The organism is Terriglobus albidus (assembly GCF_008000815.1).
GTDB lineage: Bacteria > Acidobacteriota > Terriglobia > Terriglobales > Acidobacteriaceae > Terriglobus > Terriglobus albidus_A.
Genome location: NZ_CP042806.1, coordinates 2,704,008 through 2,719,213 on the forward strand (window position 1 = coordinate 2,704,008; position 15,206 = coordinate 2,719,213).

Consider the following 15,206-nt stretch of genomic DNA (forward strand, 5'->3'; position numbering starts at 1 on the left):
CCATGATCACACTTTTTTATCTCGCGGGTACTATTGCCGTCATCGCTACACTGCTCGCGATTACGCGACGTCACGCGGTTCACGCACTGCTTTACCTGGTTGTGTCGCTGCTTGCCATCGCCGTGGATTTCTATGTTTTGGGAGCGGCTTTTGTAGCAGCGCTTGAAGTCATGGTCTATGCAGGCGCCATTATGGTGCTCTTTGTGTTCGTTGTGATGATGCTGAACGTCGCCGAGCACGCTATGGAAGTGGAACGTGAGTGGCTGAGACCTCGAAACTGGTACGGGCCTTCCGCTCTCGCCGTGATCTTGTTGGGGGAGTTGGTTTACTGCGCCGTGACATCCGGCAGTACGCCTTCGCTGACGAACGCAGTCGGTCCAAAGCAAGTCGGCGTGGCGCTATTCAGAACCTATTGGATCGGAGTCGAACTCGTGTCTCTGTTGTTGATGGCAGGGTTAGTTGGTGCATGTCATCTGGGACACCGTGAAATTACAAGAGAGGAGGAGCGACATGCCGCAGGTACCGATGCAGCACGCGCTGATTCTGGCAGCGATTTTGTTCGCGCTGGGTCTGGCCGGACTTCTGACGAGGCGGAACCTGATCTTCACGCTCATGTGCATTGAGATCATGCTCAATGCGAGCGGCCTCGCGTTTGTCGCGGCCGGCTCCCGTTGGGGGCAACCGGACGGTCAGATAATGTTTCTGTTTATTCTCGCAATGGCGGCGGCCGAAGTCTCAGTCGGACTCGGCTTCGTACTCCTGTATCACAAGCGGCACGCCACATTGGATGTGGACGCGGCCAGTGAGTTGAGAGGCTGATATGTTCCGCCTGCTGTGGCTTGTTGCGGCTGTTCCGTTTGCAAGCGCTGGTTTGCTCGCACTGTTCGGTTCCCGGTTGTCCCGGAGAATCATCGCAATCTCCGGCGCCGGTTCGATTGGATTTTCCGCAGCACTTACGTTGTTGATTGGCGCGGAGTTCATCACGTCACCACCTGCCGGCAACGCGTATGTCCAGCACTTGTGGACGTGGATGAATAGCGGTGGATTTCAATCAGAGATCGCGCTCTATCTCGATTCTGTTGCGCTTCTTATGCTTCTGGTCGTTACGTTTGTCGGCTTCCTGATTCATCTTTATTCCGTTGAGTACATGCGTGAGGAGGAAGGGTATGCGCGATTCTTCGCCTACATGAACCTCTTCGCGGCGTCGATGATCACGCTCGTGTTAGCGAATAACCTGCTCTTGCTGTACCTGGGGTGGGAGGGGGTCGGGCTCTGCAGCTTTCTGCTGATCGGCTTCTGGTATCGGGATCCAGTGAACGTTCGCGCGGCGAGTAAAGCCTTTATCGTGACTCGGGTTGGTGATACCGCCTTCGCGGTCGGGTTGTTCCTCTTGTTTACCCGGTTGGGAACGCTGGACATTCAGGAGTTGATGCATCGTGCCTCAGTACAGTGGAATTCGGGCAGTGGCATCGCGGTAGCGGCGGCAGCGCTGCTACTGGGAGGAGCCGTCGGTAAATCCGCGCAACTGCCACTTCAAACCTGGTTGCCGGACGCGATGGCCGGCCCCACGCCGACGAGCGCACTCATTCATGCCGCGACTATGGTCACCGCGGGAGTGTATCTGATTGCACGCACGCATGTGGTCTTTACGCTGGCTCCTCCTGTCCAACTCGCTGTGGCGATCATTGGAACCGCCACAATGCTTCTGGCGGCCTTCAGCGCACTTGCTCAGCGTGATATGAAACGCGTGCTGGCGTACTCCACCATCAGTCAGATCGGTTATATGTTTCTCGCGCTTGGACTGGGCGCCTGGTCGGCTGCCCTGTTCCACCTTATGACGCACGCTTTTTTCAAAGCTCTGCTCTTCCTGGCTGCAGGAGTCGTCATTCATGCAGTACACGAGCAGGACCTCTACCGCATGGGCGGGCTCCGCTTCGAACTGCGACTCGCATTCTGGTCGTTTGTGATTGGCGGCTCGGCGTTGGCCGGCCTGCCACTGATCACCGCTGGTTTCTTCAGTAAGGACCTCATCCTATGGCAATCCTGGGCAGGTCCGAATGGAAATGCGTTGTTCTGGACTGCGGGCATGACGGGGGCCATGCTTACCTCGCTCTACACGTTCAGACTGATATCGCTGGCGTTCTATGGCCCACAGCAGTCACACGTGAAAGCAGAAAGCGGCCTCCTGGTTCGCATCGTTCTGGTTGCACTTTGTGTTTTGTCCCTCCTCGGTGGATATGTGGATACGCCTCCACACTTTGGCGGCACACCGGCGCTCTCGAATTTTCTAAGCAGCGCATTGCCTCCGCTCGAGGAGGTCCATATCGGTCCGATCACCGAGAGCATCACGGCTCTCTGTGCCAGTTTGTCGTTCGGACTCGGCCTTGCGCTGGCGTACCTTCTCTATGGGCCACAGCGTTCGCGTGTGCCCGCCCAGGGTTTCCTGCCGAAGCTCTGCCTCGCAGGCTTCGGCTTCGACCGAGTATACGACTGGCTGTTCGTTCGCCCGCTCCAATGGCTGATTCGGAAGAGCAAGAGCGACATCGTGGACGTGCCGGTCCGTGGCCTGGGGCAAATTGCCGTACTTGGCTATCGTGCTTCGCGGCAGATGCAGACCGGGCGTGTGCGCCGGTATGCAATGGGACTTGCCATGGGAACTGCCGCGATCCTCGCGATCGCATTCTTTGCCCGATGAGGTGTCGTGATGATCCTGCTCAGCCTGATTTTGATTCTTCTCGTCGGCGGTGTCTCGTCGTGGATCGTCGCTCGTCGACATACAACGGCGGCGCGCTGGATCGCCGTGGCAAGCGCGGGAGCAAATCTGGCGGTCACCATCGGTTTGTGGATTGCCAACACTGGGCGCTCGCAGCCGTCGATGCGGCGCTGGTTGGAAGAATGCAATTTCAGTTGGATTTCACAGTTTGGTATCCGTTTCCATCTGGCCCTTGATGGTCTTAGCCTGGCATTGTTGCTCCTGACCTACTTTCTAGGCATCGTGGCTATTCTTTCCTCCTGGACGGAGATCCGACAGCGAGTTGGTTTCTTCCACTTCAACCTGCTTTGGGTGCTGGCAGGCATAACCGGTGTGTTCCTGGCGGCGGACCTGTTCGTCTTCTATCTGTTCTGGGAGCTGATGCTGGTGCCAATGTACTTGCTGATCGGCATATGGGGTCACGAACGGCGGATATATGCTGCAACGAAGTTCTTTCTTTTCACGCAGCTTAGCGGTCTGCTGATGCTGATAGCGATTATTTCGCTGGCTGTTCTTCACCAGCACGCGACCGGCGTTTTCACCTTCGATTACGAACATCTGCTCAACACACCCTTGTCGCCCCGTTCAGCACGTCTGCTGATGCTTGGATTCTTTGTTGGGTTTGCGGTGAAGCTGCCCGCGTTCCCATTTCATACCTGGCTCCCGGATGCACATACCGAAGCTCCGACCGCCGGCAGCGTCATTCTGGCTGGCCTTCTGCTGAAGACGGGCGCGTATGGGCTGATCCGTTTCGTGCTGCCTCTCTTTCCGGTACCGTCGCGCGAATTGGCTCCTTTTATGATGACGGTCGGCGTAATCGGAATTCTGTACGGAGCCGTGCTTGCGGTCGCTCAAACCGATATCAAACGTCTTGTAGCCTACACCAGCGTCAGCCACATGGGATTCGTGCTGCTCGGAGTCTTCGCGGGAAATGAGATTGCGCTCGAAGGGGCTGTGATCCAGATGATTAGCCACGGAATTAGTACGGGCGCGTTATTCGTTCTTGCCGGCCTGCTTCAGGAGAGGATGCACACCCGCGAGATATCACAGATGGGTGGCCTTTGGGAGACCATGCCTGCGCTCAGCGGGGCAGGGCTTCTGTTTGCCATGGCCTCGCTCGGACTTCCAGGACTCGGCGATTTCGTGGGTGAGTTTCTCGTCCTGCTTGGGGCGTATCGAGCTAACATCGGTCTCACCGCTGTGGCGACCCTGGGTCTTCTCTCGGCTACTCTCTATGGGTTGAGATTCGCTCAAGGAGCATTCCACGGCCCGAACGTGCATCATTGGAGTCTGCCGGACATGCGTCTTCGCGAATGGACGATCCTTGGCTCGATGATTCTTTGTCTTCTTTGGATCGGCCTCTATCCGCAATCAGTTTTGAACACATTACGTCCGAGCCTGGCTGCCATGCAGCAAAGTACATTCCCACAAGAGATCGTAAGGAGATGAAGAGATGAATGCCGCTGATTTTGTTGCGCTGCTGCCCCTCATTACGATTTCAGCAACCGCAATCGTTTTGATGATCGCGATTGCGATTCAGCGCAATCACAAAGCTGCCGTCATAATTTCGCTGATCGGCGTGGCTGGAGCTGCGGCAAGTCTATTACTGACTGCATCAGAGAAACCGCGGCAGATCACCAGCCTTTTAGTGCTCGATTCCTATTCACGTCTCTACATGGCGATTCTTCTTGGAGCCGCGGTATTTGTGTTCCTGTTCGGTTATGACTACCTGAAGCGTCGCCATGAACGTCCTGAAGAGTTTTACCTTCTTGTCCTGCTGGCAACAACAGGCGCGATGACGCTTGTGGTCAGCCTCAATTTTGTGTCGTTTTTCCTCGGATTGGAACTGCTGAGCATAGCGCTTTACAGCCTGATCGCATATGTACGAACGGAGAGCATCTCTATCGAAGCAGGAATCAAGTATCTGGTTCTTGCCGCGTCATCATCAGCCATCCTTCTGTTTGGCCTCGCGCTGATTTATGCGGTGTCGGGGTCGATGGATCTCTCCCAGTTCGCCGCACTGATGGTCCGCCCAACTGGATCTGCGAACGCCGCTTCTCTTCTGACGGGCCTGATGCTCGTTCTAACAGGCGCGGGTTTCAAACTGGCAGTTGTTCCATTTCAACTCTGGACGCCGGATGTCTACGAGGGCGCACCCCTACCGGTAACGGCATTCATCGCCACCGTCTCCAAGGCCGGAATGTTTGCATTTCTATTGCGCTGGTTCCACGTTCATGATGGGGGAGTGGCAGGGGCTCCGGGGCTCGTCCTCACGGTCATTGCAGTCGCTTCCATGTTGACGGGAAATCTTCTTGCGCTATTGCAGAACAACGTCAAGAGGATTCTTGCATTCTCATCCATTGCTCATATGGGTTATTTGCTGGTCGCATTGCTTGCTGGAGGACCACTCGGCGCTCCCGCGGCCACCTACTACCTCATCGCCTATGCAGCGACAATCCTCGGAGCCTTTGGCCTCATGAGCGCGCTGTCCAGCTCGCGATGCGAAGCTGCCTCAATCGACGACTACCGTGGGCTCTTGTGGAGAAGGCCGTTCGTCGCAGGTGCATTCGCTACAACACTTCTTTCACTTGCCGGGATTCCGCTTACAGCAGGGTTTCTCGGTAAGTTCTACGTCATTACGGCGGGCGCTTCACAATCCCGCTGGATGCTTCTCTTTACCCTCGTCGTCAGCAGCACCATCGGTTTGTTCTACTATTTGCGCATCATCGTCGCCATGTACTCCCAAGCAGGAGGGCCTGGCACCGATGGAGAGTCATCCACACAGCCATTGTCTTTCGCGGCTATCCTGGCGCTCACAGCTCTTACCGGCCTCATATTTCTACTGGGCGTCTATCCCACACCGCTCTGGAATGCCATCACAGCAGTCACTCGCGATCTCGGGTGATGTATAAGCCAACCAGTACGTCCTAACAAGGGTACTTTCCTTCGATGTAGTGCTCGAGCTGTTCGATCGTTTGATCCTGCGCGAATGCGATCCAGTTCACGAGATCTCCGATGGAGACGATTCCAAGAATCTTTCCGTCGCAAACGACAGGAAGATGGCGAATCCGGTTGGTTGTCATCAGCCGCATGGCTTCGTCAACCGAGCAGTCTGGGCTGATGGAAATCGGCGACGCCATGATCTCGCTCACCAGCGTATCCTTCGAACCTCGTCCCAGAAGGATGACCTTTCGCGCGTAGTCTCTCTCCGAAACGATGCCCACGAGCTGGTCTTGATCTACTACCAGCACCGCGCCTATATCCTTATCTGCCATCATCTGCATGGCGGAATAAACGGTCGCGTCGGGGGAGAGAGAACATACGTCAGAACCCTTCTTGCGCAGAATGAACAAAACGGGGTCAAGCACTCTCATAGCAAGCTCCTTACACGCAATTCAAGATTCGAAGTGGCGCTTCAAAAAGGAGAGACAAGCTAGACCGCCGAACCCCAGTAGCTGCGTGTCGAAAGCTGGAACGCGGCGATCGCTGCAAGAAAGACAATCTTACGGCTACGCTCACACCGCCAAACGAAGAAAGCCGTCACCCGGCGTGGAAATATACGCCCGCACTGCAACAATTGCAAAAGGAATATTAACTTCTTCGTTGCGGCAGACTGTTCCTTGCATAAATTATTGAAAATAATGACGAAATTGGCTGCCGCAGTGCGCTTGAAATCCGACGATACTCGACAGAACGGCCAGCAGCGAACCGGCACTAGTGCCAGGGCGACTGCATAGCGACTCAGTTGATGTTGCTGCTGCCGGAATCCTAAACTCTGTTCAACCCATTTCCGCTGGCGGGCGGGAATTTGTGGCGATGCTCTGGCTTTGTGGGATGCGCCACATGCGAGACGTACGAAGCGTTATACGCAGAAGTGATTGACGTTCGCTTGAAACCGCCTATACGCCTATATGTATGAGGCATCAGTAGTTGTGCTAAGGTTATGTGGCCAATCATCCGATTCTTCGCAGCACGGACTTGTTGATCGACGAGGGAATTGTCTCGATGAAAAATTTGAGTATCCGCCAGTGGATCCTTGTGAGCTTTATCGTCGTACTGGCCATCATCATTGCGATGGGCAGTGTCGCCTATCTCAAGCTGAGCCACATCGAGCGGGAAACCGTTAAGATGCAGACCGACACCTTGCCCGGTCTGTACTTTGGCGGTGACATTAGGAATGAGTGGCTGACAAACTACTCGCTCATTCAAGCCCGTGCGATTGAGACGGACCCAGGAGTCAGCCATAATCTTGATCTGCAGATTGCGACTAATTGGGCGAATCTGAACACGTCGATGAAGAACTACGAAGACTCCATTCATCAGCAGAAGGATCGCGAAAACTTCGCCCACTTCAAGTCCCTGATTCCATCTTTTCTGAATGCGCAGCAGCAGTACCTGAAGGCAGGCGCCGGAAGTCAATCCTTAAGCAACCATGCGATCATTGCGACAAATAGTAACGTAGTGGCCGCGATTCAGACGCTGATCGACTTCAACCGGGTCGATGTCGATCTGTCGACTCAAAGTGTTTTGAAAGCGGTTGGAACCGCGCGGGCGGGGATTCTGAGCGGCTTTCTGGCTGCAGTCCTGATCTCCGCGTTTGTCGGCTATTTGTTGTGGCAGATCATCACGCGGCCGCTCAGCAGTCTTGTCGCCGCGATGGACATCATCCGTAAGGGAGACTTCAGCCGGAAGATCAATCTGCAGCGGCAGGACGAGTTCGGGATGCTGGGAGCAGGCTTCGACAATATGATCGACGACCTGAAACTGCTTATCAGCCAGGTGCAGAAATCGGGCCTTCAAGTCAGCACGTCCATTACCGAGATCGCCGCAACGTCCAAGCAACAGCAGGCGACTGCCAATGAGATTGCCGCTACGACAACGGAGATCTCTGCAACCTCGAAAGAGATTTCGGCTACCTCCCGCGAACTTGGCAAGACCATGGCGGAGGTTTCGGCCGTGGCCGAGCAGACGGCGGTTCTGGCCGGCAGCGGCCAGGTCGGTCTCTCGCGCATGGAAGAGACCATGAACCATGTCGTGGAGGCCGCCACCTCGATCAACTCCAAGCTTGCTGTGCTGAATGTAAAGGCAGGCAACATTAATCAGGTGGTTATCACTATCACGAAGGTGGCAGACCAGACCAATTTGCTCTCGCTTAATGCTGCTATTGAGGCGGAGAAGGCAGGAGAGTATGGTCGCGGCTTTGCCGTGGTGGCAAGCGAGATCCGGCGGCTCGCCGACCAGACAGCGGTAGCGACATACGACATTGAACTGATGGTCAAAGAGATCCAGTCGGCGGTCTCTGCCGGCGTTATGGGCATGGACAAGTTTTCGGAAGAGGTTCGCCGCGGCATGCAGGAGATGCATCAGGTCGGTAACCAGCTTTCTCAGATCATTAAGGATGTGCAGGCGCTGGTTCCGCGTTTCGAGACCGTGAATGATGGAATGCAGGCGCAGTCAATTGGCGCAGGGCAGATCAGCGAAGCTCTTGGACAGTTGGGCGAGGCCGCACAGCAGACGGTCGACTCTCTGCGGCAATCCAGTCTGGCCATCGATGAGCTGAACCTTGCGTCCAGTACGTTGCGAAGCAGTGTCTCCCGGTTCAGGTTGCAGGAATAGTCAGAGATTCCAGGTCCGTGTTGTAAGCAGAGTTTAGGGGCTGTGTTCATGCTGTTTCTTCTTCTTCAGCTTGGCGATGACCGATACGCATTGAAGGCGAGCCAGATCGTTGAAGTGCTGCCCCTATTGCAGCTTAAAAAGCTTCCTCAATCGCCTACGGGAGTTGCTGGAGTGATGGACTATCGGAACACGCCAGTTCCGGTCTTGGACCTGAGCGAGTTGGCTACGCAGCGTCCGGCACACCCCAAACTCAGCACGCGCATCATCGTGGTGAATCTTGCAGACGGTCAGGATGAAGTGCGTCTGGTGGGGCTGATTGCCGAAAACGTGACGGAGACCTTGCGGCGAGATCCCGGGGACTTTGTCTTTTCCGGAATTGAGAGCAGCAGGACACCGTACCTGGGCCCTGTCGTCATCGATACGCGCGGCATGATCCAGTGGGTAAAACCGGCGGCCCTGTTACCGGCGCCGTTATATGACGAGATCTTCAAGCAGTCCGCAGAGGCGCAATGGCAAGCATCGAGCTCATAGAGCTGCTGAAACAGAAGATAGGCCTCGATAGCGCCTCGATCGGCCCTGCTGCGATTGAGAGGGCGCTGCAGGTCCGTATGTCTGCCTGTAAATTGCAGCACGAGCAGGAGTACGTGGAACTTCTGCTGGTGCGGGACAGCGAGCTGCAGGAGTTGATTGAGGCCGTGGTCGTGCCGGAGACCTGGTTCTTCCGCGATCGAGAGGCCTTTGCCGCGATGACCCGCCTGGTGCAGGAGGAATGGATGCCGTCGCATCCAGAGGGGATGCTTCGTGTGCTGAGTCTTCCGTGCTCCACAGGAGAAGAGCCTTATTCCATCGCAATGGCGCTTCTGGATGCCGGGGTTCCGGCGAAGCGCTTCCTGGTGGATGCGGTCGACGTCAGCGGACGTGTCCTGCAGCTTGCGCAACGTGCCCTGTATGGCAGGAACTCTTTCCGCGGAAAGGACCTCCATTTTCGCGACCGCCACTTCGAGCCGCAGGCAAATGAATACCGGCTTTCGAAGGTAGTTCGACATCAGGTTCGTTTTCAGCACGGCAATCTCTTTCATGCGGACTTTCTGCCCGGTTCCGCGATTTACGACATCATCTACTGCCGCAATCTCCTTATCTATTTCGACACCGCCACACAGAAGCGCGCTGTCCAGATATTGACCCGCCTTCTTACAACGAAAGGCGTTCTGTTCCTGGGGCCTTCGGAGACATCTCTGGCTCAGCCGGGCGACTTTGTTTCGTTGCGGGTCCCGATGGCCTTCGGTTTTCGCAGGGCGGTTGATCTGCCGCAGCCGCAAAAAAACAAGCACACTCCTCCACCGAAAAAGCCCGCTTACAGCGGCGGCCGACGGGTCGCGGTTGCCGCCAGGCCGCCTGAGTTCAGCGCTTCGCGTCCACTTGTCGCTGCAGCCAAACCGCAGTCCACGCCACCGCCTTCGTCTCTGGAGGAAGCGCAGCGACTGGCGGACAGGGGCCTGCTGCCTGACGCCATCAAGCATTGCGAAGATCATTTACGCCGCGAGGGGCCTTCAGACCAGGCATATTACCTCTTGGGGCTGATCCAGGATGCAACCGGAAAGCGCTCCGAGGCGACGGATGCATACCGCAAAGCCCTCTACCTCAACCCGAATCACTACGAAGCCTTGGTTCACCTGGCGTTGCTGCTTGAGAGCCAGAAAGATGTATCAGGCGCTCAGGCCTTGAACGCGCGTGCCCGGCGTCTGTTACAAAGGACGGCGCAATGAGCCATCAGCCAACAACTCTCGAGGCCGCGCTCCCGGCCCTGAACGACTGCTGGAACAAGATCGGAGTAGCCGGAGACGCCAGCTGCCCGGAGTTGCAGCAGCATGTCCATTGCCGCAACTGTCCGACGTATGCCGCAGCCGCGATCGTCCTGCTGGATCGCGATCTCCCTACCGGATATCTGGCGGAGTGGAGCCTTCACTACGCGCGAAAAAAACAGGACGGGGAGTCGGAGACTGAATCGGCTGTTATCTTCCGCATCGGCGTGGAGTGGTTGGCGCTGCCGACCTCGATCATTCAGGAGGTTGCCGGGACAAAAGCGATCCACACGCTCCCTGGGTTTCGCAGCAATATGCTGCTGGGCCTGACACCCATTAATGGCGAGTTGATTGTTTGTGTTTCGCTGGCCCGGGTCCTCGGCCTGGAGGAAAGTCATGCGTCGGCGCAAAAGAAAGAGAAACTCATCAGCCAACGTTTTCTGATTGCTGAAAAGGAAGGTTGGCGTGTGACCTTTCCAGTGGACGAAGTCCACGGCGTGCAGCGCTATACGGTACATCAGCGGCAACCGGTTCCAGCGACCGTCGCACATTCCGCAGGGACTTATACGAAGTCCGTGCTGCCGTGGCGGGACAAGAGCGTCGCCCTTCTTGATGATGGCCTGCTGTTCCACGCGCTAAACCGGAGCCTGTCGTGAGCAAAGACCGCAGCCCGCTTTCCATCCCCGACCTGTTTCGCATCGAAACAGAGAACCAGGCCAAGGTGCTCGTCCAGGGCCTGCTTGCGCTGGAGAGCAATACTGCTGCTCCGGAACCACTTGAGGCCTGCATGCGAGCCGCACACTCTATAAAAGGCGCGGCCCGCATCGTCAATCTTCCCGCGGGTGTCGAACTGGCTCATGCGATGGAAGACCTCTTCGTCGCCGCACAGGAGGGAAGGCTCTCGCTTCGCCATGCGCAGATTGACCTGCTGCTCAAAGGCGCGGATCTGATGCTGTCGATTGCAAAGGACCTGGAAGCGGCCCGCAACAGGCCGCCCGAAGAGAAGAATCCCGAGGTCTCGTCCTTTTTGATGAGGCTGCGGGAAGCCCTTGAAAACCCTGATGAGCAGGGAACTGTAGAAGATCTTCCACCCGCCACGGAGGACATGCAGGCCGGCTTCTCTCCGGAGATGCAGAGGGCTGCGACCGGCCTAGTGTCCTCGAATGGAAATATCCGTCCTGCCGCCGACTTCGATTCGACCAGCGGCGTACTTCGCATTACCGCCGGTAACTTAAACCGGTTGCTCGGCCTGGCCAGTGAATCGCTTGTGGTTTCGCGTCAGCTCAAGCCATTTGTGGAATCGCTTCTGAAGATCAAGCGCTTGCAGGATGCTTCGCTCCGCACCATAGATAACCTGCGCGAATCTCTGGGGCAGCATGTCAACGATGAGAGATACACGTGGGTCGATACAGACACCGCAGAGCTTCGGCGACTCATGCTGGAGAGTCAGCAGATGCTGTCACAGCGGTTGGCGGAGCTGGAGATGCTTGACCGCCGCTCCACGGGATTGACGCAGCGGCTCTACGACCAGGCGCTGGCCTGCCGCATGCGCCCTTTCATGGATGGCGTCCATCGCTTCCCGCGTCTTGTGCGCGATCTGGGGCATTCCCTCGGTAAGCGAATCAGGCTGGAGATTATTGGTGCGTCCACGCAGGTAGATCGCGAGATCCTGGAGAAACTGGACGGGCCGCTGAATCACCTCCTGAACAATGCCGCTGACCATGGCATTGAACCGCCGGACGAGCGTGCCGCTTTGGGGAAGCCGCCTGAGGCTGTTATTACACTCGCGGCGCATCACAGGGCAGGAACGCTCCAGCTCACGATATCGGACGATGGCCGCGGCATTGATCTTGAGAATCTTCGTTCCATGATCGTAAAGCGCCAGTTGAGCACAGAGGATATCGCCGGCAAGATGAGCGAAAGCGAGCTGCTGGAGTTCCTCTTTCTGCCCGGCTTCACCATGAAAGAGGCGGTCACGGAGCTCTCGGGGCGCGGTGTAGGGCTTGATGTCGTGCAAACCATGATCAAGCAGGTGCGCGGCGTTATCACCGCGTCGTCGCAGCCCGGCAAGGGCATGCAGTTCCAGCTTCAATTGCCACTCACCCTGTCGGTGATTCACACGCTTGTCGTGACCATCGACAACGAGCTGTATGCTTTTCCGCTCGCGCACATTCTTGCCACGGTGAAGGTAAAAAAAGAAGAGGTCGCTTCGATCGAAGGGCGTCAGCACTTCCATTTCAAAGGCAGGCAGGTTGGCCTGGCGACGGCGCACCAGATCCTTGAGGGTAAAGACGCCGAGATCGATGCCGAGGATCTATCCGTCATTGTTGCCGGCGATCAGGAGCGCACCTATGGCCTGGTCGTAGATCGTTTCGTGGGGCAACGGGAGCTGGTTATTCAGACGCTCGATGCCCGGCTGGGCAAGATCAGGAACATCAGCGCCGCTGCTCTGATGGATGATGGCGCTCCGGTATTGATTCTGGATGTCGACGACATGCTGCGCTCGCTTGAAAAAATTACCGCAACCGGCCGCCTGAGCAATGTGCGGGCGGGCGCGCATGAAGCACGGAAGCAGAGCAAGCGCGTGTTGATTGTTGACGACTCGCTCACAGTGCGGGAGCTGGAGCGAAAGCTTCTTACGCAATACGGTTATGAGGTGGAGGTAGCGGTAGACGGCATGGATGGCTGGAACGCCGTCCGCGCGGCCCATTTCGACCTGATCATTACGGACATCGATATGCCGCGGCTGGACGGTGTTGAGTTGATCAAGCTCATCCGGCAGAACCCGCACCTGAAATCACGGCCGGTCATGATCGTCTCGTACAAGGATCGTGAAGAAGACCGTCAGCGTGGTCTGGAAGCCGGTGCGGACTACTATTTGACGAAGGGGAGTTTCCACGACGAGACGATGTTGCAGGCTGTTATCGATCTGATCGGCGAGGCTGGCGTATGAGGATAGGCATCGTGAACGATATGCCGCTCGCCGTGGAAGCGCTGCGACGGACGTTGTTGAATTCTCCAGAGCATAGCGTGATTTGGATCGCGGAGAACGGAGCCGACGCCGTAGCTCTCTGTGCCCAGGAGACGCCTGACCTGATCCTGATGGATCTGCTGATGCCGGTCATGAACGGCGTAGAGGCCACGCGCCGCATCATGGCATCGACGCCCTGCATGATTCTGCTGGTCACCGCAAGCGTGCAGGAAAACAGCAGCATGGTGTTTGAGGCTCTGGGGCATGGCGCTCTGGATGCTCTGGATATGCCTGCCCTGTTTGCCGATGCCTCCGACATTGGGACCGCGGCACTGCTGACGAAGCTTGAAAGCATGGAAGGGCTGCTCGATAAGCGTCATAAGGCGGCGGGAACGGCGGTCCCTATCCGCAGCGTGCTGCCTGCCCGGCAGCCGAGCCTGATTGCTATTGGCTCCTCAGCAGGCGGTCCGGCGGCATTGGCGTCGATTCTGAGCCAGCTGCCGAAGGATTTTCCCGGAGCCATCGTCATCATTCAACACATCGATGAGAAGTTCATTCCGCAGATGGCAAAGTGGCTTGGGCAGCAGTCGGAGCTTCCGGTACGCCTGGCAGCGGAGGGCGATCCTCCAAAAGCCGGCGTTGTCCTGATCGCGGGCCGCAGCGATCATCTCACTTTCAAAACAGCAAACTCGATGGGATATAGTCATCAACCGAGCGATTATGTCTATCGGCCTTCGGTCGATGTTTTCTTCAAAAGTATCTGCAAACTCTGGGCAGGAAAGGCCATCGGTATTCTACTAACGGGCATGGGGCGTGACGGAGCCCTCGGTCTGCAGGCAATGCGTCAAAAAGGGCATTACACCATAACGCAGGATCAGAAGAGCAGTGCAGTGTATGGCATGCCGAAGGCGGCGGCTTCTCTGGGCGCCGCAGTCGACATTCTGCCTCTCGACAAGATCTCCCATCGGCTTATCAATATCTTTGCCGAACAGAAAGAGGTGCGATTTTGAGTTTCGATGCCTCCAACATACATCCGTTTGCTGTTGGTGAACCACCCGACGATTATCTCGCCATGGTTCTGTTGGTGGACGATCAGCTTTTGGTCGGTGAGTCAGTAAGAATCATGTTGGGCAGTCAGCCCCATATGGAATTCCATTACTGCCCCGATGCGATCGATGCGCTGAGGACAGCCAAGGAAGTAAGACCTACCGTCATCTTGCAGGACCTCGTCATGCCGGGTGTGAATGGATTGGACCTGGTTCGTCAGTATCGCGCGGATCCGGCTACAAGCAGCATCCCGATCATCGTGCTCTCCAGCAAGGAAGAAGCCGCGGTTAAAAATGAGGCGTTTAAGGCCGGGGCAAACGACTACCTGGTCAAGTTGCCGCACGAGGTAGAACTGATCGCCCGCATCAACTATCACTCGAAGTCGTACTTAAACCAGCTACAGCGTGACGACGCATACCGTGCCCTGCGCGAGAGCCAGCGTCAGTTGCTGGAGATGAACTTCCAACTGCAGAGGCTGACGAATCTCGACGGTCTGACCGGTCTGAGCAATCGCAGGCACTTCGATCAACATATGGAGGCGGAGTGGAAGCGTGCGATACGCTCACAGACTCCTATCTCGCTCTTGATGCTCGATGTCGACCATTTCAAAAGCTATAACGATACCAGGGGACATCTGGCGGGCGATGAGGTGCTGAAGACAATCGCGACCACGATCCAGCAGACCTGCCTGCGTTCTTCAGGGACAGCCGCACGTTTCGGCGGCGAGGAGTTTGCCCTGATCTTGACAGCGACGGATATGAGTGAGAGCGAGCGCTTGGGAGAACAACTGCGCCGCAATGTTGAAGCCCTCCAGATTCCTCATGGAGGATCGGACACGAGCCCATTCGTCACCGTAAGTCTCGGTGGAGCCTCGACGATACCGCAGGAAGGGGACGCCTTCCTGCGTCTTGTCGATGCCGCCGACAAGGCGCTCTATCGAGCAAAAGAGGCCGGACGGAACCGGCTTGTCTTCTCGGAATGAGAATAGGTCTTCCGAGCGGTCATCCTTGCCAAAGCC

Annotated in this window: 13 protein-coding genes; 12 read left to right on the forward strand and 1 reads right to left on the reverse strand. The window is 56.6% G+C overall.

Annotated elements, in window-relative coordinates:
* The first annotated feature begins 2 nt into the window (after window positions 1–2).
* From nuoJ to FTW19_RS10765, 5 genes are read left to right on the forward strand one after another with little or no spacing between them, the layout of a single operon-like run.
* Window positions 3–623 (forward strand): NADH-quinone oxidoreductase subunit J, encoded by a 621-nt coding sequence (gene nuoJ / locus FTW19_RS10745; protein ID WP_147647625.1) that lies wholly within the window; start codon window positions 3–5, stop codon window positions 621–623.
* Window positions 526–819: an NADH-quinone oxidoreductase subunit NuoK gene (gene nuoK / locus FTW19_RS10750; RefSeq protein WP_246153671.1), complete on the forward strand. Its 294-nt coding sequence runs from the start codon at window positions 526–528 to the stop codon at window positions 817–819. The genes nuoJ and nuoK overlap by 98 nt, the downstream gene beginning before the upstream one ends.
* Window position 820: 1 nt before the next feature.
* Complete coding sequence (gene nuoL / locus FTW19_RS10755) at window positions 821–2,695, forward strand: NADH-quinone oxidoreductase subunit L (protein ID WP_147647627.1); 1,875 nt, start codon at window positions 821–823, stop codon at window positions 2,693–2,695.
* A 9-nt stretch (window positions 2,696–2,704) separates the two neighbouring features.
* On the forward strand, window positions 2,705–4,201 hold the full coding sequence (nuoM, locus tag FTW19_RS10760; protein ID WP_147650577.1) for an NADH-quinone oxidoreductase subunit M: 1,497 nt from the start codon (window positions 2,705–2,707) through the stop codon (window positions 4,199–4,201).
* 4 nt (window positions 4,202–4,205) lie between these two features.
* On the forward strand, window positions 4,206–5,657 hold the full coding sequence (locus tag FTW19_RS10765) for an NADH-quinone oxidoreductase subunit N (RefSeq protein WP_147647628.1): 1,452 nt from the start codon (window positions 4,206–4,208) through the stop codon (window positions 5,655–5,657).
* 22 nt (window positions 5,658–5,679) lie between these two features.
* Here FTW19_RS10765 and FTW19_RS10770 read toward each other — a convergent pair whose 3' ends face one another.
* Window positions 5,680–6,126 carry a CBS domain-containing protein gene (locus FTW19_RS10770; RefSeq protein WP_147647629.1) on the reverse strand — a complete coding sequence of 149 codons (447 nt, stop codon included), beginning with the start codon at window positions 6,124–6,126 and terminating at the stop codon, window positions 5,680–5,682.
* Between the two features lie 631 nt (window positions 6,127–6,757).
* Between FTW19_RS10770 and FTW19_RS10775 the strand changes: the two genes are divergently transcribed.
* Genes FTW19_RS10775 through FTW19_RS10805 form a run of 7 tightly spaced genes read left to right on the forward strand, consistent with a single transcriptional unit; the run spans window position 6,758 to window position 15,170 of the window.
* On the forward strand, window positions 6,758–8,368 hold the full coding sequence (locus tag FTW19_RS10775) for a methyl-accepting chemotaxis protein (RefSeq protein WP_147647630.1): 1,611 nt from the start codon (window positions 6,758–6,760) through the stop codon (window positions 8,366–8,368).
* 48 nt (window positions 8,369–8,416) lie between these two features.
* Window positions 8,417–8,899 (forward strand): chemotaxis protein CheW, encoded by a 483-nt coding sequence (locus FTW19_RS10780; RefSeq protein WP_147647631.1) that lies wholly within the window; start codon window positions 8,417–8,419, stop codon window positions 8,897–8,899.
* Window positions 8,878–10,134, forward strand: coding sequence for a CheR family methyltransferase (locus FTW19_RS10785; protein ID WP_147647632.1), 1,257 nt, complete (start codon window positions 8,878–8,880; stop codon window positions 10,132–10,134). Before FTW19_RS10780 ends, FTW19_RS10785 begins: the two co-directional genes overlap by 22 nt.
* A complete protein-coding gene (locus FTW19_RS10790) occupies window positions 10,131–10,826 on the forward strand; it encodes a chemotaxis protein CheW (protein ID WP_147647633.1) in 696 nt (231 codons plus the stop codon). Before FTW19_RS10785 ends, FTW19_RS10790 begins: the two co-directional genes overlap by 4 nt.
* Window positions 10,823–13,123, forward strand: a complete 2,301-nt coding sequence (locus FTW19_RS10795) for a hybrid sensor histidine kinase/response regulator (RefSeq protein WP_147647634.1) — start codon at window positions 10,823–10,825, stop codon at window positions 13,121–13,123. The genes FTW19_RS10790 and FTW19_RS10795 overlap by 4 nt, the downstream gene beginning before the upstream one ends.
* A gap of 11 nt (window positions 13,124–13,134) precedes the next feature.
* Window positions 13,135–14,151, forward strand: a complete 1,017-nt coding sequence (locus FTW19_RS10800; protein ID WP_281292444.1) for a chemotaxis response regulator protein-glutamate methylesterase — start codon at window positions 13,135–13,137, stop codon at window positions 14,149–14,151.
* A complete protein-coding gene (locus FTW19_RS10805) occupies window positions 14,148–15,170 on the forward strand; it encodes a diguanylate cyclase domain-containing protein (RefSeq protein ID WP_281292445.1) in 1,023 nt (340 codons plus the stop codon). The genes FTW19_RS10800 and FTW19_RS10805 overlap by 4 nt, the downstream gene beginning before the upstream one ends.
* Window positions 15,171–15,206 lie beyond the last annotated feature (36 nt).

Bases quoted from the DNA above. Each gene is read 5' to 3' on its own strand.
- nuoJ (WP_147647625.1), top strand. From the start codon at position 3: ATGATCACACTTTTTTATCTCGCGGGTACTATTGCCGTCATCGCTACA.
- nuoK (WP_246153671.1), top strand. From the start codon at position 526: ATGCAGCACGCGCTGATTCTGGCAGCGATTTTGTTCGCGCTGGGTCTG.
- nuoL (WP_147647627.1), top strand. From the start codon at position 821: ATGTTCCGCCTGCTGTGGCTTGTTGCGGCTGTTCCGTTTGCAAGCGCT.
- nuoM (WP_147650577.1), top strand. From the start codon at position 2,705: ATGATCCTGCTCAGCCTGATTTTGATTCTTCTCGTCGGCGGTGTCTCG.
- FTW19_RS10765 (WP_147647628.1), top strand. From the start codon at position 4,206: ATGAATGCCGCTGATTTTGTTGCGCTGCTGCCCCTCATTACGATTTCA.
- FTW19_RS10770 (WP_147647629.1), bottom strand. From the start codon at position 6,126: ATGAGAGTGCTTGACCCCGTTTTGTTCATTCTGCGCAAGAAGGGTTCT.
- FTW19_RS10775 (WP_147647630.1), top strand. From the start codon at position 6,758: ATGAAAAATTTGAGTATCCGCCAGTGGATCCTTGTGAGCTTTATCGTC.
- FTW19_RS10780 (WP_147647631.1), top strand. From the start codon at position 8,417: ATGCTGTTTCTTCTTCTTCAGCTTGGCGATGACCGATACGCATTGAAG.
- FTW19_RS10785 (WP_147647632.1), top strand. From the start codon at position 8,878: ATGGCAAGCATCGAGCTCATAGAGCTGCTGAAACAGAAGATAGGCCTC.
- FTW19_RS10790 (WP_147647633.1), top strand. From the start codon at position 10,131: ATGAGCCATCAGCCAACAACTCTCGAGGCCGCGCTCCCGGCCCTGAAC.